General features: G+C 62.9%; 22 protein-coding genes and 1 other RNA gene. 5 read left to right on the top strand and 18 right to left on the bottom strand.

The window, feature by feature from the left end:
- The first annotated feature begins 187 nt into the window (after positions 1–187).
- Both OYT13_RS03880 and OYT13_RS03875 read left to right on the top strand, forming a co-directional pair.
- Positions 188–1558, top strand: a complete 1371-nt coding sequence (locus OYT13_RS03880; RefSeq protein WP_017235651.1) for a M23 family metallopeptidase — start codon at positions 188–190, stop codon at positions 1556–1558.
- Positions 1559–1650: 92 nt separating this feature from the next.
- Positions 1651–2799 (top strand): anhydro-N-acetylmuramic acid kinase, encoded by a 1149-nt coding sequence (locus OYT13_RS03875; protein ID WP_268567284.1) that lies wholly within the window; start codon positions 1651–1653, stop codon positions 2797–2799.
- A gap of 99 nt (positions 2800–2898) precedes the next feature.
- Here the strand turns inward: OYT13_RS03875 and erpA are convergent, their stop codons facing one another.
- From erpA to rplM, 4 genes are all read right to left on the bottom strand, one after another.
- Entirely contained in the window at positions 2899–3264 is a 366-nt protein-coding gene (gene erpA / locus OYT13_RS03870; RefSeq protein ID WP_017235649.1) for an iron-sulfur cluster insertion protein ErpA, read from the bottom strand.
- A 97-nt stretch (positions 3265–3361) separates the two neighbouring features.
- A complete protein-coding gene (argC, locus tag OYT13_RS03865; protein ID WP_017235648.1) occupies positions 3362–4405 on the bottom strand; it encodes an N-acetyl-gamma-glutamyl-phosphate reductase in 1044 nt (347 codons plus the stop codon).
- A gap of 183 nt (positions 4406–4588) precedes the next feature.
- Complete coding sequence (gene rpsI, locus OYT13_RS03860; protein ID WP_010805092.1) at positions 4589–4984, bottom strand: 30S ribosomal protein S9; 396 nt, start codon at positions 4982–4984, stop codon at positions 4589–4591.
- Between the two features lie 10 nt (positions 4985–4994).
- Positions 4995–5423 (bottom strand): 50S ribosomal protein L13, encoded by a 429-nt coding sequence (gene rplM, locus OYT13_RS03855; RefSeq protein WP_010805091.1) that lies wholly within the window; start codon positions 5421–5423, stop codon positions 4995–4997.
- A 636-nt stretch (positions 5424–6059) separates the two neighbouring features.
- Between rplM and OYT13_RS03850 the strand changes: the two genes are divergently transcribed.
- Entirely contained in the window at positions 6060–6482 is a 423-nt protein-coding gene (locus tag OYT13_RS03850; protein WP_026132304.1) for an OsmC family protein, read from the top strand.
- An 88-nt stretch (positions 6483–6570) separates the two neighbouring features.
- On the opposite strand, the gene rnpB is transcribed toward OYT13_RS03850, so the two are convergent.
- The 3 genes from rnpB to pyrC all read right to left on the bottom strand — a co-directional run bounded on the left by rnpB (position 6571) and on the right by pyrC (position 8968).
- An RNA gene (rnpB, locus tag OYT13_RS03845) (RNase P RNA component class A) lies at positions 6571–6980 on the bottom strand.
- Positions 6981–7103: 123 nt separating this feature from the next.
- Complete coding sequence (locus OYT13_RS03840; protein WP_268567283.1) at positions 7104–7886, bottom strand: DUF3025 domain-containing protein; 783 nt, start codon at positions 7884–7886, stop codon at positions 7104–7106.
- A 44-nt stretch (positions 7887–7930) separates the two neighbouring features.
- On the bottom strand, positions 7931–8968 hold the full coding sequence (gene pyrC, locus OYT13_RS03835) for a dihydroorotase (protein ID WP_268567282.1): 1038 nt from the start codon (positions 8966–8968) through the stop codon (positions 7931–7933).
- A 194-nt stretch (positions 8969–9162) separates the two neighbouring features.
- On the opposite strand from pyrC, the gene OYT13_RS03830 reads away from it, so the two are divergent.
- The gene (locus OYT13_RS03830) at positions 9163–9993 is read left to right on the top strand and encodes a class II glutamine amidotransferase (protein WP_017235643.1); all 831 of its coding nucleotides are present in this window, start codon (positions 9163–9165) and stop codon (positions 9991–9993) included.
- 75 nt (positions 9994–10068) lie between these two features.
- Here the strand turns inward: OYT13_RS03830 and OYT13_RS03825 are convergent, their stop codons facing one another.
- The 7 genes from OYT13_RS03825 to OYT13_RS03795 form a co-directional block, all read right to left on the bottom strand.
- The gene (locus tag OYT13_RS03825) at positions 10069–10794 is read right to left on the bottom strand and encodes an amino acid ABC transporter ATP-binding protein (protein ID WP_017235642.1); all 726 of its coding nucleotides are present in this window, start codon (positions 10792–10794) and stop codon (positions 10069–10071) included.
- Positions 10791–11471 carry a glutamate/aspartate ABC transporter permease GltK gene (gene gltK, locus OYT13_RS03820; RefSeq protein ID WP_017235641.1) on the bottom strand — a complete coding sequence of 227 codons (681 nt, stop codon included), beginning with the start codon at positions 11469–11471 and terminating at the stop codon, positions 10791–10793. The genes OYT13_RS03825 and gltK overlap by 4 nt, the downstream gene beginning before the upstream one ends.
- A complete protein-coding gene (locus tag OYT13_RS03815) occupies positions 11471–12211 on the bottom strand; it encodes an amino acid ABC transporter permease (protein ID WP_017235640.1) in 741 nt (246 codons plus the stop codon). Before OYT13_RS03815 ends, gltK begins: the two co-directional genes overlap by 1 nt.
- 109 nt (positions 12212–12320) lie before the next feature.
- Positions 12321–13229, bottom strand: a complete 909-nt coding sequence (locus tag OYT13_RS03810; protein ID WP_017235638.1) for a glutamate/aspartate ABC transporter substrate-binding protein — start codon at positions 13227–13229, stop codon at positions 12321–12323.
- Positions 13230–13393: 164 nt separating this feature from the next.
- Positions 13394–14680 (bottom strand): Glu/Leu/Phe/Val family dehydrogenase, encoded by a 1287-nt coding sequence (locus tag OYT13_RS03805; RefSeq protein WP_017235637.1) that lies wholly within the window; start codon positions 14678–14680, stop codon positions 13394–13396.
- Between the two features lie 209 nt (positions 14681–14889).
- Positions 14890–15846, bottom strand: coding sequence for a LysR family transcriptional regulator (locus OYT13_RS03800; protein ID WP_017235636.1), 957 nt, complete (start codon positions 15844–15846; stop codon positions 14890–14892).
- A 145-nt stretch (positions 15847–15991) separates the two neighbouring features.
- Positions 15992–17896, bottom strand: coding sequence for an ABCB family ABC transporter ATP-binding protein/permease (locus tag OYT13_RS03795; protein WP_268567281.1), 1905 nt, complete (start codon positions 17894–17896; stop codon positions 15992–15994).
- A gap of 212 nt (positions 17897–18108) precedes the next feature.
- On the opposite strand from OYT13_RS03795, the gene OYT13_RS03790 reads away from it, so the two are divergent.
- Positions 18109–18528 (top strand): acyl-CoA thioesterase, encoded by a 420-nt coding sequence (locus tag OYT13_RS03790; RefSeq protein WP_017235634.1) that lies wholly within the window; start codon positions 18109–18111, stop codon positions 18526–18528.
- Between the two features lie 99 nt (positions 18529–18627).
- Here the strand turns inward: OYT13_RS03790 and OYT13_RS03785 are convergent, their stop codons facing one another.
- From OYT13_RS03785 to OYT13_RS03770, 4 genes are all read right to left on the bottom strand, one after another.
- Positions 18628–19395 carry an enoyl-CoA hydratase gene (locus OYT13_RS03785; RefSeq protein WP_150562441.1) on the bottom strand — a complete coding sequence of 256 codons (768 nt, stop codon included), beginning with the start codon at positions 19393–19395 and terminating at the stop codon, positions 18628–18630.
- Positions 19396–19565: 170 nt separating this feature from the next.
- Positions 19566–20765, bottom strand: coding sequence for an acetyl-CoA C-acyltransferase (locus tag OYT13_RS03780; RefSeq protein ID WP_017235632.1), 1200 nt, complete (start codon positions 20763–20765; stop codon positions 19566–19568).
- A 17-nt stretch (positions 20766–20782) separates the two neighbouring features.
- The gene (locus OYT13_RS03775) at positions 20783–23167 is read right to left on the bottom strand and encodes a 3-hydroxyacyl-CoA dehydrogenase/enoyl-CoA hydratase family protein (RefSeq protein ID WP_268567847.1); all 2385 of its coding nucleotides are present in this window, start codon (positions 23165–23167) and stop codon (positions 20783–20785) included.
- Positions 23168–23244: 77 nt separating this feature from the next.
- A complete protein-coding gene (locus OYT13_RS03770) occupies positions 23245–25032 on the bottom strand; it encodes an acyl-CoA dehydrogenase C-terminal domain-containing protein (protein WP_150551580.1) in 1788 nt (595 codons plus the stop codon).
- Between the last annotated feature and the right edge of the window lie 29 nt (positions 25033–25061).

Genomic DNA, 25061 nt, shown 5'->3' with positions numbered 1-25061 from the left:
CAGACTGGTTCAGGGTTTCCCTTGAGCAGTCAGTAAAGGCGGAGGCCGCGGTAGCTCTGCTATAATCGCGGCTCAATTCTCGGCTCGGGCCGAAGCGACGCCGGGTTGCCCCGGAATTCCGACAGGCAATCTCGAAGCGTGCCGCTCCGCCCGGGCTTTTTTTGTAAGTTGCGCAGAATTTTACGTGATGTGGCCAAAACTCCGTGATTTTTTTGCGCGTGAACTGCTGACGCTGATCGATCCCACGCAGCCCAAGCACCGTCGCAGGAAGGTGCAAATCGTGGCAACGGTCGGTTCTGCCCTGACGTTGGGAATGGTGACCGCTTTCGGCGTGGCACCGATGGTGCCCGACGCGGCCCGCAACGGTGTGAGCGTGACATTGCCGCTCACCTTCCCCGACCTGGCCAAACAGATTCAGCAGCTCGACGCGCAATCCCAGACCTTTATTCATCAAGTGGCCCTGCGCCGCGGCGAAACCCTGGGCGACATGCTCTCGCGGTTGTCGATCCAGGACCCCGCGGCCGAGCGGTTCATTCGTGAGAACGCCGTCGCCCGTCGCCTGATCGGCGTGCCTCCAGGGAATGTCGTGCAGGCCGAGACCGACGACGACGGCAAGCTCGTCTCGCTCTCCACCGTGTTGTCCAACGGCAGCACTGCGGCCCAGCAACTGGTGATCGATCGCAACGACGGCGGTCGCCTGCGCGCCCGTATGGAGCAGCTTGCCAACGATACCGAATGGGCCATGCGCTCCGGTGCCATCGCGGGCAATTTCTTCACGGCGATGGACGATGCGGGCGTGCCCGATGCGGTCGTCGCGCAGATGGTGAACATCTTCTCCGGGGTGATCAACTTCCAGCGTGACGTTCGCCGCGGCGACCGCTTCCGCCTCGTGTACGAGGTGATCAAGCAGCAGGATCGCACCGTGCGCACTGGCCGTGTGCTGGCGATCGAATTCATCAATCAGGGCAAGACACACCAGGCCATCTGGTACGCCGATCCGAAGGGCGCGCCCGAGGGCGCGTACTACGGCTTTGACGGTCGCAATCTGAAACAGGCTTTCCTGCGCACGCCGGTCGAATTTTCGCGGATTTCGTCGGCCTTCGGCGGTCGCGAGCATCCGTTCCAGCACAAGTGGAAGCAGCACGAAGGCGTGGATCTGGCAGCGCCTATCGGCACGCGCGTGTTTGCAGCCGGCGACGGCGTGGTCAAGTTCGTCGGAAAGCAAAACGGTTACGGCAATCTGGTCGAGATCGATCACTCAGGCAATTACCAGACGCGTTACGCCCACCTGTCCGGCTTCGGCCAAGGCATGAAGCCCGGTACGCGTGTCACCCAAGGCCAGGTTATCGGTTTCGTCGGGCAGACGGGCTGGGCCACCGGCCCGCACCTGCACTATGAACTGCGCTTCAAGGGTGTGCCGCTCAACCCGTTCTCAACGGACGTGGCGGCGGTCGCGCCGCTCTCGGGTCCGCGCCTGAAGCTATTCGACATGTACGCTGAGAACCTTCTCAAGCGCATCGATCTGATGCGCACCGTGCAGGTCGCCGAGCGCGATTGAGGTATGCTGGAGACCGCACTGTGCGGGGCGATAGGTGACTCACCTGCGCCCCCTCCCGGTGCGGATTCGATTTCTCCGGCCCCGCTCCGCCCATGACCGACACCGCTCGCCACCTCGACGCCCCAGCATCTCCCTCCCATTTCATCGGCCTGATGTCCGGCACCAGTCTCGACGGTGTCGACGGCGTGCTCGTCGCGTCAGCCAGCGGGCAGGTGCTCGCAGAAGCCTATCTCCCTTTTCCGGGCGATCTGCGTGAAACGTTGATGGTGTTGCAAGCGCCCTCGGAAAACGAGCTGCACCGGGAAGCGCTGGCGGCGAACGCATTGGTAAGCGTCTATGCGGACTGCGTGCGCGAGCTGCTCACGGCGGCCGGATTGCCGGCGTCCGCTATCGCTGCCATCGGCGCCCATGGGCAGACGATCCGCCACCGTCCGGGCGAGTTCGATGGAATCGGTTATACGCGCCAACTCAACGCGCCCGCACTGCTTGCGGAATTGACCGGCATCGATGTCGTCGCAGACATTCGCAGCCGGGATGTCGCCGCCGGCGGCCAGGGCGCACCGCTTGTGCCCGCCTACCATCAGGCGGTGTTTTCGGATGCCGGGCAAACGCGCGTCGTCTGCAATCTCGGCGGCATCAGCAATGTGACGATTCTGCCGGCGGCCGCATCCGGCCAGCCCGTCTGCGGCTTTGACTGCGGCCCGGGCAATGCACTGCTCGATGGCTGGGCCGCCCGTCATCTCGGAACCTCGTATGACGACGCAGGCGCCTGGGGCGCCAGTGGACACGTCGACGAGGCCTTGCTGGGCACGTTGTTGAGCGAGCCTTACTTCCGTCAGACGCCGCCGAAGAGCACCGGTCGCGACCTGTTCCACGCGAACTGGCTGGATGCCCGACTGGCGGCCGCTCCGGGCGTGTCGCCGGTGGATGTCCAGGCCACGCTCGTCGCGCTGACCGCGCAGTGTGTCGCCGACGACGTGTTGCGTTACGCGCCCGACTGCAAAGGGTTTTACGCCTGCGGTGGCGGAACGCGCAATCGTGCACTCATGCAAGCCATCGCGGCGCGTTTGCCGGGTGTGACCGTCGCGACGACCGAGGCGCTCGGCGTACCGCCGCATCAAGTCGAGGCCCGCGCCTTCGCCTGGCTCGCGCAACGTTGCCTGGTCAGGCAACCGGGGAATCTTGCATCCGTCACCGGCGCGCACGGCCCTCGCATTCTCGGCGCGATCTATCCGCACTGAGCCAGGTACACCCATCGCAGCAGGAAATCGACGGAGCAATAAGAAAGGGCCCTCGCGGGCCCTGTCTCGTACTGCATCCAGATACGGCTTTCGTGCGGCTCAGACCGAGAACGAAGAACCGCAGCCACAAGTCGTGGAAGCGTTCGGGTTCTTGATCACGAACTGCGCGCCGTTGATGTCTTCCTTATAGTCAATCTCGGCGCCGACGAGGTATTGATAGCTCATCGAGTCGATCAGCAGCGACACGCCGTTCTTGTCGAGCACGGTATCGTCTTCGTTGACGTCTTCATCGAAGGTGAAACCATACTGAAAGCCGGAGCAACCGCCGCCCTGCACGAAAACGCGCAGTTTCAGCTCGGCGTTGCCTTCCTCGTCGATCAGTTGCTTGACCTTGTCCGCGGCGCTGTCGGTAAAGACCAGGAAAGCGGGCATTTCCGTGACGGCGGCCTCAAGCGGTGCGTTCATCGCAAATCTCCAAAAATCGGTTCGGTACCATTCTAGTCTCTATTCCCAGATTGTGCCGACGGCAGAAAAATCAAGGGCTTAGAGACCATAAATACCGTTACGGCAGTACGGGAATATGGGTCAGCCCCATGTTCTCCGGCAAGCCGAACATCAGGTTCATACACTGCACGCCCTGACCGGACGCGCCCTTGACCAGATTGTCCTCGACGACGAGGATCACCAGCGTATCTTCATTGCCCGGACGATGCACCGCCATACGGACATAGTTCGATGCGCGCACCCAGCGCGTTTCCGGCATCGAGCCGGCCGGCAGCACGTCCACGAACGGCTCGCCGGCGTAATACGTCTCGAACAGCGCCTGGAAATCGGTGTCGCGCGCTTCGGGCAGGATCGTCGCGTAAAGCGTCGAGTGGATGCCACGAATCGTGGGCAGCAGGTGCGGCACGAACGTCAGGCCCACGTCGTAGCCCGCGATCGCCTCCAGACCCTGCTTGATTTCCGGGTGATGGCGATGGCCCTTCACGGCGTAGGCCTTGAAGTTGTCGGCCGACTCCGCGAGAATCAGCGACGTCTCCCCCTTGCGACCCGCACCGCTCGCCCCTGACTTGGCATCGGCGATCAGGTGTTTGGGGTCGACCAGCTTGCGACCACCGGCAAACAGCGGCGCATAGCCTAGTTGCACGGACGTGGGGTAGCAGCCCGGCAGACCGATGACGCGGGCGCTCTTGATCTTGTCGCGGTTGATTTCGGGCAGGCCGTAGACGGCTTCTTCGAGAATGTCGGGGCAAGCGTGGGGCATGCCGTACCACTTTTCGAACGTGGCGATATCTTTCAGGCGGAAATCCGCCGCCAGATCGATCACGCGCACACCGGCGGCGAGCAGCTCACGCGCTTGCGCCATGGCCACGCCGTGCGGCGTGGCGAAGAACACCACATCGCAATCGGTCAGGCGGGCGTCGTCGGGCGTGCAGAACGCCAGGTCGACACGGCCTCGCAGGTTCGGATACATATCGGCGACCGGCGTACCCGCTTCCTTGCGCGAGGTGATCGCCGTCAACTTCACTTCCGGGTGCTGTGCCAGCAAACGGAGCAGCTCCACACCGGTGTAGCCGGTGCCGCCTACGATACCTACCTTGACCATGTCCTACCCCTTTCAATCGGAACCGCGATTCTATCAAGCTTCCACGACACGTGTGGGACGGCAACGCGCCTGACACCTGCGCAAGTCACACGCGCCAAAGGCGACGCACAATAGAAAAAAGGCCGCACGAGGCGGCCTTTCCTTGCATCCGCCAGAGGCCGATGCGAACAAGCACTCGGGCGATTAACGCTTCGAGAATTGCTTGCGACGGCGAGCCTTGTGCAGACCCACCTTCTTACGTTCGACTTCACGGGCGTCGCGCGTGACGAAGCCAGCGGTCGACAGCGTCGGCTTGAGCGTCGCGTCGTAGTCGATCAGTGCGCGGGTGATCCCGTGACGAACCGCACCGGCCTGACCCGTTTCACCGCCGCCGGACACGTTGACCTTGATGTCGAACGTTTCAGCGTGGTTGGTCAACTCGAGCGGCTGACGAACGATCATCAGCGACGTTTCGCGAGCGAAGTACTCTTTGATCGGCTTGCCGTTGACGACGATGTCGCCCTTGCCAGCCTTGATGAAGACGCGAGCAACAGCGCTTTTGCGACGGCCGGTGCCGTAATTCCAATCGTTTTTGAACATGGCGTGGCCCTTAGATCTCGAGCGACTTCGGTTGCTGCGCTTCGTGCGGATGGTTACCGTCGGCGTAAACCTTCAGCTTCTTGATCATCGCGTAGCCCAGCGGACCCTTCGGCAGCATGCCCTTCACGGCCTTCTCGAGCGCACGGCCCGGGAAACGCTCTTGCATTTTGCCAAACGTGGTTTCGTAGATACCGCCCGGGTAACCCGTGTGACGGTAGTACTTCTTGTCGGTTTGCTTTGCGCCCGTAACTTTCAGCTTGGCAGCATTGACGATGATGATGTAATCACCCGTGTCAACGTGCGGCGTGAATTCCGGTTTGTGTTTGCCGCGCAGACGGCGTGCCACTTCGCTGGCGACACGGCCGAGGACTTTGTCCGTCGCGTCAATCACAAACCATTCGCGCGTCACCTCTGCCGGCTTAGCGGAAAACGTCTTCATGATCGATCCAAATAAAATACATTTGCCCCATTAACATCAACTTCCTGCTTGTCTGCCGGCCGCGTCCTCGCGATTTGCATCGCATGGCGCAGTCCTGTGCTTGCAGGCTCTCCCTGATGTATCTTCCGTGGGCATTTCCGGAAAAGCCGTTGATTATACAGAAAAAACCACTCGTCGGTAAACAGCGTTTCCCGACGCACAAAAAAAACCCGAACCTCATGGGTCCGGGTTAAATCCACCAAAGGAGGAGGGTGGAGGAGACACTGGCAGAATTGCTGTAAAGCACAACAACCAATGACTGCAGTCTAGCAAACCCGATGGTGCGATGCAAGAAAATTTATAGTGCGAAATCAATAACCATAATGCGGAATGACCGGACGATGAGGGACTGACAATTATCTACATTAAAATCAAATGGTTACCATCAAAAAACCTTACGTAACAACGCGGCCAGTAGAGTCCAACATCTAACTTTAGGGTTTATCCGCCTGAAACCACGATCAAAAAAGCGCCAATATTGCGACGCAGCAACCCGTGCTGCCCAGGTCGGCATCCCAAGGTCGCGTTGAGCGTCGTACGCGCCTTAGCGGAAGCCGTTACAATTTTCGCTTGAACGGGATATCGGGGTTTCGGAATATGGAATGCAAGGTGAGTTGGATGGGCCAGGACGGTATGGCTTTCGTCGCCCAGACGGGAAGCGGACACATCGTCGCGATGGACGGTGCCCCGGAGGGTGGCGGTCACAATCAGGCGCCGCGTCCGATGGAAATGCTGTTGGTTGGCACGGGCGGATGTACGGCGTACGACGTCGTGCTGATTCTCAAGAAGAGCCGGGCCGAAGTGAAGGATTGCAACGTCACGCTCAAGGCCGAGCGGGCCAGCGAAGATCCGAAGGTCTTTACCAAGATTCACTTCCACTTCACGGTGACGGGGCGCAATCTGAACCCCGCCACGGTGGAGCGCGCGGTGACCCTCTCTCACGACAAGTACTGCTCGGCGTCGATCATGCTCGCGAAGACGGCGGAGATCACCCATAGCGTCGAGATCGTCGAAGGCTGAGAATCGCTCGGTCCGGCCATGGCTCGCCGACACGATGACGTTGGAAACACAAAAGGCTCCCAGCGGGAGCCTTTTGTGTTTTGTTCGGATGCAGAGCCGGCCGATAAGCCGGATTCTGTGAACGCGACTCGCGCCGCGCCTGACAATCATTCCTCTAGGCGACGCATCACTGCGCCGCTCAAGCTTCCTACCCGCAGGCTCCCGGGGGCCCCGTTGCCGGCATCCGCACGAGGCGCATGCCGTTCACCTGCCTATTTGGAATTGCTCCGGGTGGAGGTTACCGTGCCGTGTGCGTTGCCGCACGCCGCGGTGCGCTCTTACCGCACCGTTTCACCCTTACCTGATCCGCCTGGCTTGCGCCAGGGGCCATCGGCGGTCTGTTCTCTGTTGCCCTGTTCCGCGTCTCACGACGGATGGCCGTTAGCCATCACCCTGCCCTGTGGAGTCCGGACTTTCCTCCCCCTCCCAAAGGGAGGCGGCGATTGTCTGGCCGACTCTGCGGGCCGAAGTGTACCACGCGTGCCGCCGTGCCGCCGCCGTTCCGCCGCCCTGCCCCTGCCCTACTTCAGCGCCTGACTCTGCCCAACGTCCGCCCTCCTGGCCCACGCGCCACCGAGACACTCAGCTCGTCCGACGCCGGCCAGGCCGGAATACCGAGGTGTCCCGATAATAGGCGGGGTCTTGGTTGGCCGGCCACCAATCGGGGATGCCCAACACCGGCAAGGGGGCGAAGTCACGTGTCGTGAGCGGCCCATTGGCGAGCCCCGGCGCGATCCGGGCGTCGAGCCAGGCGCGGCGCGCATTCGGTGTCCAGCCAAAGTAGGCGTGTGGCACGTCCACGATCCACGCGTGCGCGGTCACTGCCGGGTACGGGGCAACGAGCTTCTCCAGCAACGCATGCCCGAAAGGCTGCACCTCGCAGGCGCGCCCCCAATCGGCACGCCGTGCAACGAAGAGCGTGTGCCAGTCGAACGCCCGAAGCGCCCCGCCCAGCGCAGGGTCGCTACACGCGAAGAGGACGGCATTTTCGTCGAAGAGGGTGGCGGCATCGCGCGTGGCACCGCGCGTGGCTTGCACACCGTCGACGGCGATGGCGGCGGCCTGACGAGCGTTGAGCGCCGCCTTGCCTCGCGGATAGGCCAGCCAGATCAGCGCATTGAAGAAGTCATGCAGATTAAGGCGCGTCGGCACCCCGCCTGTGTCCGCGATGAAGGCCTCGTAGGCGGTGTCGGCGGGAAGCGCCTGTGGGGCGACGAATCGCAACGCCCGCCCCCGCCCACTCACCTGTCCGGCCGCCGCCGCTTGCGCCGACAGCGCCTCGCGCCAGTCGGCGCCCGCCAAGGCGTCCCGTCCCCGCTCGGCGACCGCGTCGAACCAGGGCGCGTGCCAGTCGATCGCCGGCAAGCCTGTCCGCGTGGACGCCAAAGGCGCCGACGCGTCCTCTGGACTCACCCCTTGAACTTCCAGCCGATGACTTCGCCGCCGCGCAACGGCACCACGGTCGCATCGCCCATCGGCAGTGCCGCCGGCAGTTCCCAGTCTTCACGCACCAGGGTGATCTTGTCGCTATTGCGCGGCAGTTCGTAGAAATCCGGGCCGTGGAAGCTGGCGAAGCCTTCGAACTTGTCGAGCGCGCCGGCCTTGTCGAACGCCTCGGCGTACAGCTCTACCGCGTGCAGCGCCGTGTAGCAGCCGGCGCAGCCACAGGCGGCTTCCTTCGCTTCGCGTGCGTGCGGGGCACTGTCGGTACCGAGGAAGAAGCGCGGACTGCCTGACGTAGCCGCCGTCACGAGCGCGTCGCGATGCGTCTCGCGCTTGAGCACCGGCAGGCAGTAGTAATGCGGACGAATACCGCCCGTGAAGATCGCGTTGCGGTTGTACAGCAGGTGATGCGCGGTGATCGTGGCGGCGATGGGGCCGTCGGCCTGTGCGACATACTCGGCGGCGTCCTGGGTCGTGATGTGTTCGAACACCACCTTGAGGCCCGGGAAATCGCGGCGCAGCGGCGACATCACGCGGTCGATAAAGACCTTTTCACGATCGAAGATGTCGATGTCGGCGCTCGTCACCTCACCGTGCACGAGCAGCGGCATGCCAACGTCCTGCATCGCTTCGAGCGCCCCGCGGCACTTGGCCAGATCGGTCACACCGGCGTCGGAGTTCGTCGTGGCGCCGGCGGGGTAGAGCTTCACCCCATGCACGAAGCCCGATGCCTTCGCGCGACGGATTTCGTCGGCGGCCGTGTTGTCGGTCAGATACAGGGTCATGAGCGGCTCGAACGCATTGCCGGCCGGGCGCGCCGCGAGAATACGCTCGCGATACGCGGCGGCGAGTTCGGTCGTCGTGACCGGCGGCTTGAGGTTCGGCATGATGATCGCGCGCCCGAACTGGCGGGCGCTGTCGGGCAGCACGCTCTTGAGCACGTCGCCATCGCGCACGTGCAGGTGCCAGTCATCGGGGCGGGTGATAGTCAGTTCGTTGATCATGGGCGTTTTCCGGGAGCTGGGGGAGACGGCAAGCCCATGAGACCGTCGCCGCGCGGTGACGCGTCGGCGCGACGGACCGATCGGGCGGCAATGTACGTACACAGGGGCCAGTGCTATGCTTGTGCAACCCCATATTGTACTGGTTGCGGCGCTCCGACACGAGGTGCGCAACCCATCTTCGATTGACCCGCCCCATGTGCCAACTGCTCGCAATGAATTGCGCGGAACCGACCGACATCACGTTCTCATTTACCGGTTTCGCAGCGCGTGGAGGCGGTACGGATCACCACGCGGACGGCTGGGGCATTGCATTCTTCGAAGACAAGGCCTGCCGGCTGTTCATCGATCACCAGGCCGCCGCGAACTCGCCCATCGCCGAGCTGGTGAAGAAATACCCGATCAAGTCCAAGAACGTCATCGCGCATATCCGCAAAGCGACACAGGGCATCGTTGAGCTGGAGAACTGCCACCCGTTCCAACGCGAGCTGTGGGGACGCCACTGGATCTTCGCGCACAACGGCGATCTGCATGACTACGATCCGTTTCTCTCGGGCGTCTACCAGCCCGTGGGGACGACCGACAGCGAGCGCGCCTTCTGCGACATCATGCAGGGCCTGCGCAAGCGCTTCCCCGGTTCGCAACCGCCACTCGACGAGTTGTTCCATGCGGTCGAGGACATTACGCGCACGATCACGCGCCACGGCGTATTCAACTTCGTCCTCTCGAACGGCCAGGCGCTGATCGCGCACTGCTCGACACGGCTGCACTTCATCGCCCGCCAGTGGCCGTTCACGAAGGCGCATCTGATCGACGCCGACTGGGAAATCGATTTTTCCAAGTTCACGACGCCGGCCGATCGCGTGGCGGTGATCGCCACGGCACCGCTCACCGACAACGAAGTCTGGACGACCTTCGCACCGGGTGAGTTGATTCTGTTCGAGAAGGGGGGGCCGTCGCTGCGCACCGTCGTGCCGATTCCCGAAGCCGTTCGTCTGCGCAACGAGCAGAACACTGCCTGCCAGTAAGCCCGCGCCGACGCCGACGAGCATAAAAAAAGCGTGCCCGAAGGCACGCTTTTTTCATTCCACCCGCACCAACGATCAGTGCAGGATCTTGGCCAGGAAGTCCTTGGCGCGGTCCGACTTCGGATTCGCGAAGAACTCGTCCTTCTTGTCGTCTTCGACGATGATGCCTTGATCCATGAAGATCACACGGTTCGCGACCTTCTTGGCGAAGCCCATTTCGTGCGTAACCACCATCATGGTCATGCCTTCCTGCGCCAATTCGACCATCACGTCGAGCACTTCGTTGATCATTTCCGGGTCGAGCGCCGAGGTCGGCTCGTCGAACAGCATGGCGATCGGGTCCATGCACAGGGCGCGAGCGATGGCCACGCGCTGCTGCTGACCGCCCGAGAGCTGGCCCGGGAACTTGTGGGCATGCGCCGTCAGGCCCACGCGCTCCAGCAACTTCAGGCCCTTGACACGGGCGGCGTCCTTGCTGCGACCGAGCACCTTGACCTGCGCGAGCGTCAGGTTTTCGGTGATCGACAGGTGCGGGAACAATTCGAAGTGCTGGAACACCATGCCTACGCGCGAGCGCAGCTTGGCCAGGTTCGTCTTCGGATCGGCGACCGATGTGCCATCGACGATGATCTCGCCTTGCTGGATCGGCTCCAGACCGTTGACGGTCTTGATGAGCGTGGACTTGCCCGAACCCGACGGGCCGCACACCACCACGACTTCACCCTTCTTGACTTCAGTGGAGCAGTCCGTGAGCACTTGGAACTGGCCGTACCACTTGGAGACGTTTTTAAGGGTAATCATTTCGCCAACCTCTTCTGAAGACGTTTAACCGACATCGAAACCGTGAAGCAGATCACAAAGTAGACCGCTCCGGCAAACACAATCATTGCGGGCAACGTGCCGTCACGCTGGCCCACCTGGTACGCCATGCCGAAGAAGTCGGCCAAGGCGATCGCGTATACGAGCGAGGTGTCCTGGAACAGAATGATGCCCTGGGTCAGCAACAACGGCACCATGTTGCGGAACGCCTGCGGCAGCACCACGAGCGCCATCGCCTGCCAGTACGACATGCCCAGCGCGTAGGCGGCGGACATCTGGCCCCGCGATACGCTCTGGATACCCGCGCGAATGATTTCCGAATAATACGCCGCTTCGAACAGCGAGAAGGCGACGAGTGCCGAGACCATCCGGATGTCCCAGGTCGGCGGCACATCGAGCACCGAACGCAACACCTGCGGCACGATCAGGAAGAACCACAGCAGCACCATCAGCAGCGGAATCGAGCGGAACAGGTTCACGTACAGATCCGCAAACCATTTCAGCACGGTCACGCCCGACAGACGCATCATCGCGAGAATCGTGCCCCAGAGGATGCCCACGACCACGGCGAGCACCGTGATCTGCAGCGTGGTGATCATGCCCTTGACGAGCAGCGGCATCGCGTCGATAGCGCCGCCCCATGCGAAGATCTCACCCATTATTTGCCCCCGATGTAGCCCGGCAGGCGGGTCTTGGCTTCGATGAAGCGCATGAGCACCAGCACCGCGACGTTGATGATCATGTACGCGATCGTCACAGCAATGAAGGACTCATAGCTATGCGCCGTGTAATCGATGAGCTGCTTGCCCTGCCCGGTCAGTTCGAGCAGGTTCACCGTCGAGATCACGGCCGAGTTCTTGAAGATGTTGACGAATTCCGAGGTGACCGGCGGGATCACCACACGGAAGGCCACCGGCAGCAGTACGAAGCGGTACGTCTGCGGGAGCGTGAGCCCCATGGCCAGACCGGCGCTCTTCTGGCCCTTGGGCAGGGAATTGATACCGGAGCGCACCTGCTCACACACCCGGGCCGCCGTAAAGAGCCCCAGGCCGATCACGCCGGTGAGCAGCGAGACGCTCGCCGGATTAAGCGCGAACAACCACGTACGAACCGATTCCGGCAGGAAGTCGGGCGCCACGTAGTACCAGAAAAACAACTGGATAAGCAACGGGATGTTCCGGAACAACTCGACGTAGGCCGTCGCGAAGCCGGATATCCATTTGTTGGGGATGGTGCGCATCACGCCGAGCACGGAGCCCACGATGAGCGCAATGATCCAGCCGCCGAGGCCAACTTCAAGCGTGAGCTTGAAGCCCGAGAGCAACCACCCGAAATAGGTCGTCCCCTCGCCCGTTGCCACAGGCTGGAAGAAAAAACTGAAATCGAGACCGAGAGCCATGATCTCCCCTTTTCTACTTGTCTTGCTTAAAAAGAAGCGGAAGGATTGGCTCCTTCCGCTTCGGCATTACGCACTGATGGTGCTCGGCGACTCGTGAAGCCTGCGAGGCTTACTTGGCGCCTTGAACGTCAGCGTGGTCGTTCGGCGACTTCCACAGCGCGGCCATCTCGGCCGACGGGGGGAAGTCCATATTCACGCCGCCCAGCGCAGCGATCGGCTGCTGGAACCACTTGGCGAAGTCCTTCTGCGCCTGGCCCGACTTCTGGTAATCGGCAACGGCCTTGTCCACCAGCTTCTTGAAGGCCGGATCGTCCTTGCGCATCATGCAGCCGTAGGCTTCATACGATTGCGGCTTGCCGACAATGCTGTAGTCCTTGGCGTCCTTGAACTTGGCGCGCTCGCCCGCGAGCAGGGCGTCATCCATCATGAACGCGACGGCACGGCCCGAGTGCAGCGTGATCGCGGCTTCTCCGTGGTCCTTGGCGCTGATGATGTTCATGCCCATGTTGTCCTTCTGGTTCATCTCACGCAGCAGACGCTCGGAGGTCGTGCCCGCCGTGGTCACGACGTTCTTGCCCTTGAGGTCGGCGAAGTCCTTGATGCCCGAGCTGTTCTTCGCCAGCAAACGCGTGCCGATGATGAAGAACGTGTTCGAGAACGCTGCCTGCTTCTGACGCTCGGCGTTGTTCGTGGTCGAACCGCACTCCATGTCGATCGTGCCGTTCTGAACCAGCGGAATGCGGTTCTGAGACGTGATCGGCGTCTGCGTGACCTTCAGGTTCGGCAGCTTGAGTTCCTTCTTGACTTCGGCCACGACGGCCATCGCCACATCATTGGCATAGCCAACGACATTGTGGTTATTGTCATAGAACGAGAACGGAATCGAGGATTCGCGGTTACCCAGCGAGATGACGCCGGTGTCCTTGATTTTCTTGAGCGTACCGGTTTCCTGCGCCTGGGCAGCACCTGCCATCAAGCCAACACAGCACATCGCCAATGCAATTTTCGAGAGGGTCATTCTTTAGTCTCCTTGGCAAAAAACAGATGCATTTTAGCACCGCATTTGCCCATTTTTTTATTATCGAATGTTCGGAACGTACGTCTTTCTTAACGCAAATCGCCCCGAACATTCTGTTTTACGCATTATTGCGTATTACTACTTAGCCGGACAGCACCGCCTGATCAGGGGTACAGACCGCGCATCTCACGGGCTTGCAGAATACGGGTACACGCCACGATGAATGCGGCAGTACGCAGCGAAACCTTATGCTCCTGCGCCACATGCCACACGCCATCGAACGCTTCGCGCATGATGCGCTCCAGACGGTGGTTGATCTCTTCCTCGGTCCAGAAGAAGCTCGAGAAATCCTGCACCCACTCGAAGTACGAGACCGTCACGCCGCCGGCGTTGGCCACCACGTCCGGCACGACAAGAATGTTCTTGCTGCGCAAGATGTCGTCGGCCGCCGTCGTCGTCGGGCCATTGGCCCCTTCGACCACGATCTTCGCGCGGATCTTGTCGGCGTTTTTCTCGGTGATCTGGTTTTCGAGTGCCGCCGGAATCATGAACTCGCAGTCCAGCGACCAGAACTCGTCGTCCTTGATGGTCTCAGCCGCCGGGAAGCCGCCCACGCCGCCGGTTTCGGCCACGTGCTTGAGCAGGTTCGGCACGTCGAGGCCGTCGGACTTGTAGATCGTACCGGTGTGATCTTGCACGCCGATGACATGCGCACCCGCCTCGTGGAACAGACGGGCGGCAATGCCCCCCACGTTGCCGAAGCCCTGTACCACCACGCGTGCGCCGCGCACGTCGAGTCCCAGGCGGCGGGCCGCCTCGCAACTCACCACGAACACGCCGCGGCCCGTGGCTTCACGACGGCCCAGCGAGCCGCCCAGCGAAATCGGCTTGCCGGTCACCACGCCGGTGGCCGTGGACCCCTCGTTCATCGAGTAGGTATCCATCATCCACGCCATGATCTGCTCATTGGTGTTGACGTCCGGCGCCGGAATATCCTTCGTCGGCCCGATAATGATGTTGATTTCGCTGGTGTAACGACGCGTCAGACGCTCGAGTTCTCCGCGCGAGAGCTTGCGCGGGTCGACACGAATGCCGCCCTTGGCGCCGCCGTAAGGCACGTTCACCGCTGCGTTCTTGACCGACATCCAGGCCGACAGCGCCATGACTTCGGACAGCGTGACGTCCTGGTGAAAACGCACACCGCCCTTACCGGGGCCGCGCGACGTATTGTGCTGGACACGATAGCCCTCGAAATGGGCGATGGTGCCATTGTCGAGTTCGATCGGGCAGTCGACGATCAGGATGCGCTTGGGACGCTTGAGGGTTTCGACCCAGCGCGACAGCGTGCCCAGGTAAGGCGTGACGCGGTCGACCTGTTGAAGGTAGTTGCCCCACGGACCGAGATCATCGGCCTGCAGGTAAGAAGGCAAGATATGTGACGTTTGCGACATTATGGAATTCTCCGGCTTCAATCTGCGCCGCACGCACATACCGTGCTTGCGACACGAATGGCTGGCACTTTACCGAGAACCCCCGAGAACAATCCAATGCCGAATAAACATGCAACTATGCATTTCATGCATAGTTTTGCCGCCCGTCTGAAATTATCCCGACATTCCGCGAATCGACGCGCATCGCGCCGATCCGGCACGCACGCCGGTCAGCCTTTGATCTGATCGCGCACGGCTTGCCAGAACGCCTCGAGCGCATCGCGCTTGGTCAGCTCGCGCCGGTTGCTGGCGTCGGTATAGGCCAGACGGTCGCGATACAGGCGAATCTCCATGTCCAGATGCCATGGGGCCGCCGCCTTGCCCGGGGGCGCGAGATCGACCAACTCGCCGCGCGCGACCGAATCGACCACGGCGCTTTCCGGCAGAAAGGCCACACCGTGTCCGGCGAGCACCATGGCCTTGAGCGCCTCGGCCATGTCGGTCTCGTACACCTTGTCCAGATGCAGCCGGCTCGACGCGTCGCCGGCGAGCAGATCGGTCATCCGGCCGAGATAGGCATTCGCCGTGTAGGCGAGGTAGGGCACCGGCGCGTCGGGCGTGCCGGGCAGCTTGAAGCGGGCGCGCTTTTGCGGCGTCGGGGCGCTGTAGGGGCTGAACCGCTCGCTGCCGAGCACGATCATCTCGTAGCGCGCCGCATCGAGTTGCAAGGGCTGGCTCGGATGGTAGTAGCACATCAGGAGATCGCAGCCTCCATCGGTCAGCGACATCGCCGCGTCGTGCACGTTGAGCGCACGCAAACGGCTGCGCAACAGGCCCAGACGCTTCTCCAGCGCCTTGAGCCATCGCGGGAAGAACGTCATCGACAGCGTGTGCGGCACGGCGAAATCGAGCACCGAATGGTCGGCCGAGCGCTGTTCGCGCAGCAAGGCGCGCGCCTCCTGCGCTTGCGAGAGCAATGCCAGCGCCTGCTCGTAGAACACTTCGCCGGCCGCGGTGAGGCGCGTGGGATAGCTCGATCGGTCGATCAGTTCACTGCCAAGCCACGCTTCGAGCGACTGAATCCGGCGCGAGAACGCCGGCTGCGTCACATGGCGCAACTCGGCCGAACGACTGAAACTGTTCGTCTTGGCGAGCGACACGAAGTCCTCGAGCCATTTGATTTCCATGCGGCACTCCCGCGTCGGCGATGTCAGCGCGCTAGTCTACTCAATCGTCCGGCCGGCGCACAGACCCGCGTCCGCGCCAGTCGTCCAACTGCCCAACGGCTCAACCGCCCTGCCTTCCGCCCGACGGCCGAGTTGCCACGCGCCCTCAGGACACCACCGTGGCGAAGTGCGACGCCTCGGCATCGCCCTCCCCGTCGCGACGCTGCTGTTGCAACGCCCACATCTGCGCGTAGAGTCCTTCGGCACGCAGCAGGTCGTCGTGCGTGCCACGCTCCACGATGCGGCCCTTGTCGAGCACGATGATCTGCGCGGCGTGCACGACCGTCGAGAGGCGGTGCGCGATGACAAGCGTCGTGCGTTCACGGGCGATGTTGCGCAATTCCGCCTGAATCGCCTGCTCGGAGCGCGAGTCCAGCGCCGAGGTCGCCTCGTCGAAAATCAGGATATGCGGATTCTTGAGAAGGGTGCGCGCAATCGCCACGCGCTGCTTCTCGCCGCCGGAGAGCTTGAGCCCGCGCTCGCCGACCATCGATTCATAGCCGGCCGGCAGGCTCTCGATGAAGTCGTGGATATGCGCCGCACGGGCCGCGGCGATGACCTGCTCGCGCGACGCCGACGGATTGCCGTACGCGATGTTGTAGTAGATCGTGTCGTTGAACAGCACAGTGTCCTGCGGCACGATACCGATGGCCGCGCGCAGCGAGTCCTGCGTGACGTCGCGAATGTCCTGCCCGTCGATGGTGATGCGCCCCGCCGCCGCGCCGGGGAAGCCGACGTCGTAGAAGCGAAACAGCAGGCGTGAGAGTGTCGATTTTCCCGAGCCGCTGTGCCCGACGACAGCCGTGGTCGTGCCCGCCGCCACGGTGAAATCGACGTCGTGCAGAATCTGGCGCGACGCCTCGTACCCGAAATTCACGTGCTCGAAACGCACGGTGCCGCCATGACAGACAAGTGGCGCCGCACCCGGCGGATCGGCAACTTCGCGATTCACGTCGAGCAACGTGAACATGCGATCCATGTCGGTCATCGCCTGTTTGAGTTCGCGATAGATCACGCCGAGGAAATTCAGCGGAATGTAGAGTTGCAGCATGAAGGTGTTGACGAGCACCAGGTCGCCGAGCGTCATGCGGCCACTCATCACGCCTTGGGTGGCATGCCAGAGAATCAGGATGAGTCCGGTCGCGATGATCGCCTGCTGTCCGAAATTCAGCACCGAGAGCGAGTTCCGCGACCGAATCGCCGCGGCGCGATAGCGCTTGAGGTTCTCGTCGTAACGCTGCGTCTCGAACGCCTCGTTGCCGAAATACTTCACCGTCTCGTAGTTGATCAGCGAATCGATGGCGCGCGCGTTGGCTTTCGAGTCGAGTTCGTTCATCGTGCGACGAAAATGCGTGCGCCACTCCGTGACTTTCACCGTGAACACGATGTAGAACGACAGTGCCACGAGCGTGACGATGGCGTAAAACGCGTCGTAGCGCACGACGAAGAAGCCGAGCACGAGCGCCACCTCGATGAGCGTGGGCAGAATGCTGTAGAGCGAGTACGAGATCATCGACTGGATGCCCCGCGTGCCGCGCTCGATGTCGCGACTCATGCCGCCCGTCTGACGCTCCAGGTGAAAGCGCAGCGACAGCGCGTGCAAATGGCGAAACACCTTGAGCGCGATTTGCCGCACCGCGCTTTCCGTCACCTTCGAGAACAACATTTCCCGCAGTTCGGTGAAGAGCGACGTGGACAGGCGCACCACCCCATATGCCACGACCAGCAGACCGAGCCCGCCCACGACGATCAGGCTTGCATCGCCCGATGCGCGCGCCGTGGCGGAGAAGGTCGCCACGGGGCCGAGCCCGTCGACGATGTGCTTCATGATGATGGGCACGCCGAGGTTGGCCACCTTCGCCATGACGAGACACGACAGCGCCAGCGTGACGCGTCCGCGGAATTCGAGCAGATACGGGAACAGCGATTTGATGACTTGCCAGTCGCCGCGGGGGGGGCGAGCGGCGTCGGAGGCCGTCGGTGCAGGCTCGGCCGAAGAGTAACGTCTCATGATGGGGAGGGGCGGCGTCCGGCTCGTTCGAGGGCTTTCCGCTAAAATCGTCGATGGCGTATTTTCGCAGAACCCGGCGTCTCATGCTGAGCCGACGCCGGGCGGCTCTTCCGCCCGTGGAAACCCGAAGCAGGACCGGCAGCGGCGTGCCGTCGCCGTCTTTCTCGCGGTTTCCGACTTTCGCAGTCTTCCCGGCTCACGCAAGGATCCTCATGAGTACCTCGACTGCCGCCCTCACGGCCCTGCCCGAAGAAAAAGAACTGGCGTTGCGCGTACTGCCGATGCCTGCCGACGCCAACGCCCACGGCGACGTATTCGGCGGCTGGATCATGTCGCAGGTCGACATTGCCGGCTCGATTCCCGCCGCACAGCGCGCCAACGGCCGCGTGGCGACCATTGCCGTCAACTCGTTCCTGTTCAAGGAGCCGGTGTTCGTGGGCGACCTGCTGAGCTTTTACGCGACGATCGTGAAGACCGGCAATACGTCGATCACCGTCTACGTCGAGGCCTATGCGCAACGCATGCGCCTGTCGCACGAGATCGTCAAGGTCACCGAGGCGATGGTCACGTACGTGGCGACCGACGAAGATCGCCGTCCGCGCCCGCTGCCCAAGCTCGACACGGCGAGCTGAGCGTCCGCCAACAAAAAAACGCCGCCGTCTCGCAGAATGAGGCGTGCGGCGTCGATGCGCCTGCTGTGCCGCCGAGTCTTCCCGGCGACGGCGGAGGCGTTATGAAAACTGACTGAAATCCGGCTTGCGCTTCTCGAAGAACGCCGTGAACGCCTCACGCGCTTCCGGAGAGACGAGCCGTTTACCGAACTCCAACGCCTCGTCGCGAATACGCGACTGCACCGCTTGCGCGCTGTCGCCCTTCATCAGCTGCTTGGTCACGCGCAGCGACGCCGCCGGCATGGCCGCGAGTTGCGCGGCACGCTTCGCGGCGTAGTCGGCCAGTTCGTCCGCCGGCACAGCACGGTTGACGAAGCCCATCGCGACGGCCTCGTTCACGTCGAACGGCTCACCGAAAAGCAGCTTCTCGGCGGCACGCTGGTAGCCCGCCACGCGCGGCAGCAGCCAGCTCGACGCCGCCTCCGGACACAACGCCAGTTGCGAAAACGGCAGCGAGAAGCGAGCGGTTTGCGTGGCATACACGACATCGCAGTGCAGCAGCAGTGTCGTGCCGACGCCGACCGCATTGCCCGCCACGGCCGCGACAATGGGTTTGGTCGCCTGGCTGATCGCACGCAGGAACTGGAACACGGGGGCGTCGTCGTCCTTCGGCGGGTTTTTCAGAAAGTCTTCGAGATCGTTGCCCGCCGAAAAGGCCTCCGGCTGCCCCTGGATCAGGATCACGCGCAACGACGGATCGGCCTCCGCCTCGGCAATGCCTTCGGCCATTGCCTGATACATCGCGGCGGTAATCGCATTCTTCTTGTGCGCGCGGTTGAAGGTCAGCACCTGCACCGCGCCCTGGCGATGCACCAATACGTCTTCCATCTCGTGTGTCTCCTCGGATGTTCCGGGCCTCTGGCGACGCCGGGTCACTGCCCGCCGTAGATGAGAACGCCGGGGGCGGTCGCGCTGTTGCGAAACCGCACCCCGGCGCCCTGGGCCGTCGTACGCCGCACGTCTGACGATTGCCAGCCGACGGCCTACGGCGCGCCCGCTTACATGCGCTCGAGAATCCCCGCCGCGCCCATGCCGGTCCCCACGCACATGGTCACCATCCCGTACTTCAGGTTGTGACGGCGCAGCGCGTGCACCACGGTCGCGGCGCGGATCGCACCGGTCGCGCCCAGCGGGTGGCCCAGCGCGATGGCGCCGCCCATCGGGTTGACCTTGCGGGTATCGAGATCCAGATCCTTGATGACGGCAAGGGCCTGCGCGGCAAACGCCTCGTTCAGTTCGATCCAGTCCATGTCCTGCTGCGACAGGCCCGCCGCGCGCAGGGCCGCGGGAATCGCCTCCTTCGGACCGATACCCATGATCTCGGGCGGCACGCCGCGCACGGCGAACGACACGAAACGGGCGAGCGGCGTGAGGTTGAACTGCTTGAGAATCTTCTCGCTCACGACGAGCAGCGCGCCGGCACCATCCGACGTCTGCGAACTGTTGCCGGCCGTGACCGACCCCTTGTTCGCGAAGACCGGACGCAGTTTGCCGAGCCCTTCGATCGACGTATCCGGCCGCGGGCCTTCGTCGAGCGACAACGTGCGCGTCTTGATCGACACGTCGCCGGTGGCCAGATTCGGGAAGCGTTCGACGATCTCGATCGGCGTGATTTCGTTCGTGAATTCGCCCGCCTGTTGCGCCTGGATCGCCTTCTGGTGGGAGGCCAGCGCGAAGGCGTCCTGCGCGTCGCGCGTCACGCCCCATTGCTGCGCCACCTTCTCGGCGGTCAGCCCCATGCCGTACGCGATGCCCACGTTCTCGTCGCGCTCGAAGATCGACGGCGAGAGCGACGGCGTGTTGCCCATCATCGGCACCATGCTCATGCTCTCGATACCCCCGGCGAACATTGCGTCGGCTTCGCCCACACGAATGCGGTCCGCCGCCATCGCGAGCGCCGTGAGGCCCGAGGCGCAGAAACGGTTGACGGTCACCCCGCCCACCGTGTTCGGCAGACCCGAGAGCAGCGCGCCGATACGCGCCACGTTCAGGCCCTGCTGGGCTTCGGGAATGGCACAGCCGATGATGGCGTCCTCGATGACCTTAGGATCGAGATCCGGCACCTGCGCGAGCGCACTCTTGAGAATGGTCGCGAGCAGGTCGTCCGGACGCGTGTTCTTGTAGCTGCCCTTGGGTGCCTTGCCGATCGGCGCGCGCGTGGCGGCAACGATGTAGGCGTCTTGCAGTTGTTTGCTCATGTCAGTCTCCGATCGGCTTAGTTGCGCACCGGCTTGCCGGATTGCAGCATGCCCATGATGCGTTCCTGGGTCTTCGACGTGCCCAGCAGGTCGATGAAGGCGCGACGCTCGAGCGCCAGCAGCCATTCTTCGTTCACGAGGCTGCCGGCCTCCACGTCGCCGCCGCAAACGGCTTCGGCGATGCGCGAGGCGATGAGGAAGTCGTGCGCCGAGATGAAGTTGCCGTCTCGCATATTCACGAGCGACGCCTTGATGGTCGAGATCCCCGAGCGACCGGCGACAGGAATGCCAGCCGGCTTGAGCGGCGGACGATAGCCGGCAATGGCCAGCGCGCGCGCCTCGTTACGGGCGACCGACAGCAGTTCGTGCACGTTGTACACGATGGTGTCCGTCGGCTTCAGATAGCCCATGTCGCGGGCGTCGAGCGCCGAGGCCGAGACCTTCGCCATCGCCGCATTGGTGAACGACTTGGTCACGAACTGGAGATACTGCACGCTGCCCGCGGCACTCGCGGCTTCCGCTGCGCGGATCGCCGCTTCCTTCAGGCCGCCGCCGCCCGGCACCAGCCCGACACCGACTTCCACGAGACCGATGTAGCTCTCGAGCGCCGCCACGCGCTTCGCGCTATGCAGCAACAGCTCGCACCCGCCGCCCAGCGCAATACCGGAGACGGCCGAGACGACGGGCACCTGCGCGTACTTCACACGCATCATGCCGTCCTGGAACTTCTTGATGAACGGCTCGATACCCTTCGCCCCTCCCATCATGAACGCGGGCATGGCCGCTTCGAGATCGGCGCCGGCAGAGAACGGACCACCCGGCGCACCGAGTTTGAGCGACGTGGGCTGCCATACGACCACACCGCGATAGTGCTGCTCGGCCAGATCGATCGCGCGGGTCAGCCCGTCGATGACGGCCGGCCCGATGGTGTTCATCTTCGACTTGAACGAGACGATAAGCACGTCGTCCTGCCCCGGGGTCTCGTCGACCCACAGGCGCACGGCGTCGTTCTCTTCGATGGTCTTGCCGAACTTGCGCGGATCGGCGCTGGCGTCGCCCACGAGCGAGGCCGGGAAAACCTGACGCTGATACACCGGCAGCGTGCTGCGCGCAACGAACGCGTCCTTGGCCGGTGCATACGAGCCATTCGCCGTGTGCACACCGCCCGCCTCGGCGACCTTGCCGCTCGTCACCCACTTGGGCAGCGGCGCGCTCGAGAGCGCCTGACCGGCGTCGATGTCTTCCTGCACCCACTGCGCAATGTCCTTCCAGCCCGCAGCTTGCCAGTCCTCGAACGGACCGGTGCTCCAGCCGAAGCCCCAGCGAATCGCGAAGTCGACTTCACGTGCGTTGTCGGCGATCTGCTCGAGATACACACCGATGTAATGGAACACATCGCGGAACACCGCCCACAGAAACTGGGCTTGCGGGTTCGTCGATTCGCGCAGCAGACGCAGACGCTCGGCCGGCGCTTTCTTCAGAATGCGCACGACCATCTCGTCGGCCTTCTTGCCCGACTCGACATACTCACCCGATTGCGGGTCGAGCACCTTGATGACCTTGCCTTCCTTCTTGTAGAAACCCGCGCCCGTCTTCTGACCCAGCGCGCCCTTTTCTACGAGTGCCTTGAGCACCGGCGGCGTAGCATACGTCTCGGCGAACGGGTCGTCCTTGAGGCCGTCCTGCATCGTCTTGATCACGTGCGCCATCGTGTCCAGACCGACCACGTCGGCCGTGCGGAACGTGGCCGACTTGGCACGACCCAGCTTGCTGCCGGTCAGGTCATCGACCACATCGAACGGAATGCCATACTTCTGCGCTTCGGCGAACACCGCCAGAATCGAGAACACGCCCACGCGGTTGGCGATGAAGTTCGGCGTATCCTTCGCGCGCACCACGCCCTTGCCGAGCGTGGACGTGAGGAACGTTTCGAGTTGGTCGAGAATCTCCGGCGCCGTGGTGGCGGTCGGGATCAATTCGACCAGATGCATATAGCGCGGGGGATTGAAGAAGTGCACGCCGCAGAAGCGCGACTTCAGATCGGCATCGAAGCCTTCCGAGAGTTCAGTGATCGACAGGCCCGACGTATTCGACGCGAAAATTGCGTGCTTGGCCAGATGCGGCGCGACCTTCTTGTACAGGTCATGCTTCCAGTCCATGCGCTCGGCGATCGCTTCGATCACCACGTCGCAGCCGGCGAGGGTTGCAAGGTCGTCCTCGTAATTCGCCGCTTCGATGTATTGGGCGTCGGCCTTGTCGGCGAACGGCGCGGGGCTCAGCTTCTTCAGGCCGTCGATGGCACGCAGGACGATGCCATTCTTCGGGCCTTCCTTGGCCGGCAGATCGAACAGCACGACGGGCACTTTCGCATTGACGAGGTGCGCGGCAATCTGCGCACCCATCACGCCGGCGCCCAGCACAGCGACCTTGCGTACGACCAGGGGTTTGTTGGTTTGGCTCACGGTGATCTCCTCCGCTCTCAGAACAGGTCGACGTCGACTTCCATCAGCGTCTTCGCACCGGCACGGGCCATGCGGATTTGCGACGCGGTCTCCGGCAGCAACTTGGCGAAATAGAAACGCGCCGTGGCGAGCTTCGATTCGTAGAACTTGTCGCCGCTGCCTTGCTTGTCAAGCGCGATGCGCGCCATGCGTGCCCAGAAGTAAGCGAACACGAGATGGCCGACCACGCGCTGATACGGCACCGAGGCGGCGCCCACTTCGTCTGGATTGGCCATGGCCTTCATGCCGATTTCCATCGTCAGCTTCTGCACCTTGTCGCCGATGTCCGCGAGGGGATTGACGAACTCCTGCATTTCTTCCTTCGTGCCTTCGGCCTCGACGAAGTCCTGCACGAGCTTGCCGAACTTCTTGAGCTTCGCCCCCATGTCGCCGAGCACCTTGCGGCCCAACAGGTCGAGCGCCTGAATCGAGTTCGTGCCCTCGTAGATCATGTTGATGCGTGCGTCGCGCACATACTGCTCCATGCCCCACTCGGAGATGAAGCCGTGGCCGCCGTAAATTTGCATCGCATGGTTGGTGCACTCGAACGCGTTGTCGGTCAGGAAGGCCTTGATGATCGGCGTGAGCAGCGCGACCAGATCGGCGGCTTCACGACGCTCGGCTTCGTCACCGTGCGACAGCTCCTTGTCGATGTGCAGCGCGGTCCAGTAAGAGAACGCGCGACCGCCTTCCACATAGGCTTTCTGCGTGAGCAGCATGCGGCGCACGTCCGGATGCACGATGATCGGATCCGCCGGCTTGTCCGGCGCCTTCGGGCCGGTGAGCGAGCGCATCTGAATGCGCTCCTTCGCGTACACCAACGAGTTCTGGTAGGCGACTTCCGTCAGGCCCATGCCCTGCATGCCCACGCCCTGACGCGCGGCGTTCATCATCACGAACATGGCATTCAGGCCCTTGTTCGGTTCGCCAACGAGCCAGCCGCGCGCGCCGTCGAGGTTCATCACGCAGGTGGCATTGCCGTGAATGCCCATCTTGTGCTCGATCGAGCCGCACTTGATGCCGTTGCGCTCACCCGGTGCGCCATTCGCGTCGGGGATGAACTTCGGCACAACGAACAGCGAGATACCCTTCGTTCCCGGCGGCGCGTCCGGCAGGCGGGCCAGCACAAGGTGGACGATGTTGGCGGCCATGTCGTGCTCGCCGGCGGAGATGAAGATCTTGGTGCCGGAGATGGCGTACGAGCCGTCGCCATTCGGCTCGGCCTTCGTGCGCAGCATGCCCAGGTCGGTGCCGCAGTGCGGCTCGGTCAGGCACATCGTACCGGTCCATTCGCCCGATACGATCTTCGGCAGATAGGTGGATTGCTGCTCAGGCGTGCCATGCGCATGCAGGCACTCGTAAGCGCCGTGCGACAGGCCGGGATACATCGTCCAGGCCTGGTTGGCGGAGTTGAGCATTTCATACAGGGCGTTGTTGACGACCTGCGGCAGCCCTTGGCCTCCGAACGCGGGGTCGCACGCCAGCGAGGGCCAGCCGGCCTCGACGTATTGCTGATAGGCCTGCTTGAAGCCGGTCGGCGTCGTGACGACGCCATCGCCTTCGTACTTGCAGCCCTCGCGATCACCCACCTGATTCAGCGGGAAGACGACTTCGCTGCAGAACTTGCCGGCCTCTTCGAGCACCTGGTTGATGGTGTCGGCATCGATGTCCGCGTGTTTCGGCAATGCCTTCAATTCGTTTTCCACGCCCAGCAGTTCGTGCAAAACGAATTGCATGTCGCGCAGCGGCGCGTTGTACTGTCCCATGACCTACTCCTCCGAACAAATCGAATTGA

Origin of the sequence: Pandoraea sp. XJJ-1, from assembly GCF_026802345.1 — a bacterium.
Taxonomy (GTDB): domain Bacteria; phylum Pseudomonadota; class Gammaproteobacteria; order Burkholderiales; family Burkholderiaceae; genus Pandoraea; species Pandoraea cepalis.
Note: the sequence above shows the minus strand (reverse complement) of the source record. Positions and strands in the feature narration are given on the sequence as shown.

Excerpts from the sequence above, each read along its gene's own strand:
- OYT13_RS03775 (WP_268567847.1), bottom strand. The coding sequence starts at position 23,167 with ATGGGTGCGCAGATTGCCGCGCACCTCGTCAATGCGAAAGTGCCCGTC.
- argC (WP_017235648.1), bottom strand. The coding sequence starts at position 4,405 with ATGGTCAAGGTAGGTATCGTAGGCGGCACCGGCTACACCGGTGTGGAG.
- OYT13_RS03780 (WP_017235632.1), bottom strand. The coding sequence starts at position 20,765 with ATGAGCAAACAACTGCAAGACGCCTACATCGTTGCCGCCACGCGCGCG.
- rpsI (WP_010805092.1), bottom strand. The coding sequence starts at position 4,984 with ATGTTCAAAAACGATTGGAATTACGGCACCGGCCGTCGCAAAAGCGCT.
- OYT13_RS03825 (WP_017235642.1), bottom strand. The coding sequence starts at position 10,794 with ATGATTACCCTTAAAAACGTCTCCAAGTGGTACGGCCAGTTCCAAGTG.
- OYT13_RS03805 (WP_017235637.1), bottom strand. The coding sequence starts at position 14,680 with ATGTCGCAAACGTCACATATCTTGCCTTCTTACCTGCAGGCCGATGAT.
- OYT13_RS03830 (WP_017235643.1), top strand. The coding sequence starts at position 9,163 with ATGTGCCAACTGCTCGCAATGAATTGCGCGGAACCGACCGACATCACG.
- OYT13_RS03785 (WP_150562441.1), bottom strand. The coding sequence starts at position 19,395 with ATGGAAGACGTATTGGTGCATCGCCAGGGCGCGGTGCAGGTGCTGACC.
- OYT13_RS03790 (WP_017235634.1), top strand. The coding sequence starts at position 18,109 with ATGAGTACCTCGACTGCCGCCCTCACGGCCCTGCCCGAAGAAAAAGAA.
- rplM (WP_010805091.1), bottom strand. The coding sequence starts at position 5,423 with ATGAAGACGTTTTCCGCTAAGCCGGCAGAGGTGACGCGCGAATGGTTT.
- OYT13_RS03880 (WP_017235651.1), top strand. The coding sequence starts at position 188 with ATGTGGCCAAAACTCCGTGATTTTTTTGCGCGTGAACTGCTGACGCTG.
- OYT13_RS03810 (WP_017235638.1), bottom strand. The coding sequence starts at position 13,229 with ATGACCCTCTCGAAAATTGCATTGGCGATGTGCTGTGTTGGCTTGATG.
- OYT13_RS03850 (WP_026132304.1), top strand. The coding sequence starts at position 6,060 with ATGGAATGCAAGGTGAGTTGGATGGGCCAGGACGGTATGGCTTTCGTC.
- OYT13_RS03800 (WP_017235636.1), bottom strand. The coding sequence starts at position 15,846 with ATGGAAATCAAATGGCTCGAGGACTTCGTGTCGCTCGCCAAGACGAAC.
- erpA (WP_017235649.1), bottom strand. The coding sequence starts at position 3,264 with ATGAACGCACCGCTTGAGGCCGCCGTCACGGAAATGCCCGCTTTCCTG.
- gltK (WP_017235641.1), bottom strand. The coding sequence starts at position 11,471 with ATGGGTGAGATCTTCGCATGGGGCGGCGCTATCGACGCGATGCCGCTG.
- OYT13_RS03875 (WP_268567284.1), top strand. The coding sequence starts at position 1,651 with ATGACCGACACCGCTCGCCACCTCGACGCCCCAGCATCTCCCTCCCAT.
- pyrC (WP_268567282.1), bottom strand. The coding sequence starts at position 8,968 with ATGATCAACGAACTGACTATCACCCGCCCCGATGACTGGCACCTGCAC.
- OYT13_RS03815 (WP_017235640.1), bottom strand. The coding sequence starts at position 12,211 with ATGGCTCTCGGTCTCGATTTCAGTTTTTTCTTCCAGCCTGTGGCAACG.
- OYT13_RS03770 (WP_150551580.1), bottom strand. The coding sequence starts at position 25,032 with ATGGGACAGTACAACGCGCCGCTGCGCGACATGCAATTCGTTTTGCAC.
- OYT13_RS03795 (WP_268567281.1), bottom strand. The coding sequence starts at position 17,896 with ATGAGACGTTACTCTTCGGCCGAGCCTGCACCGACGGCCTCCGACGCC.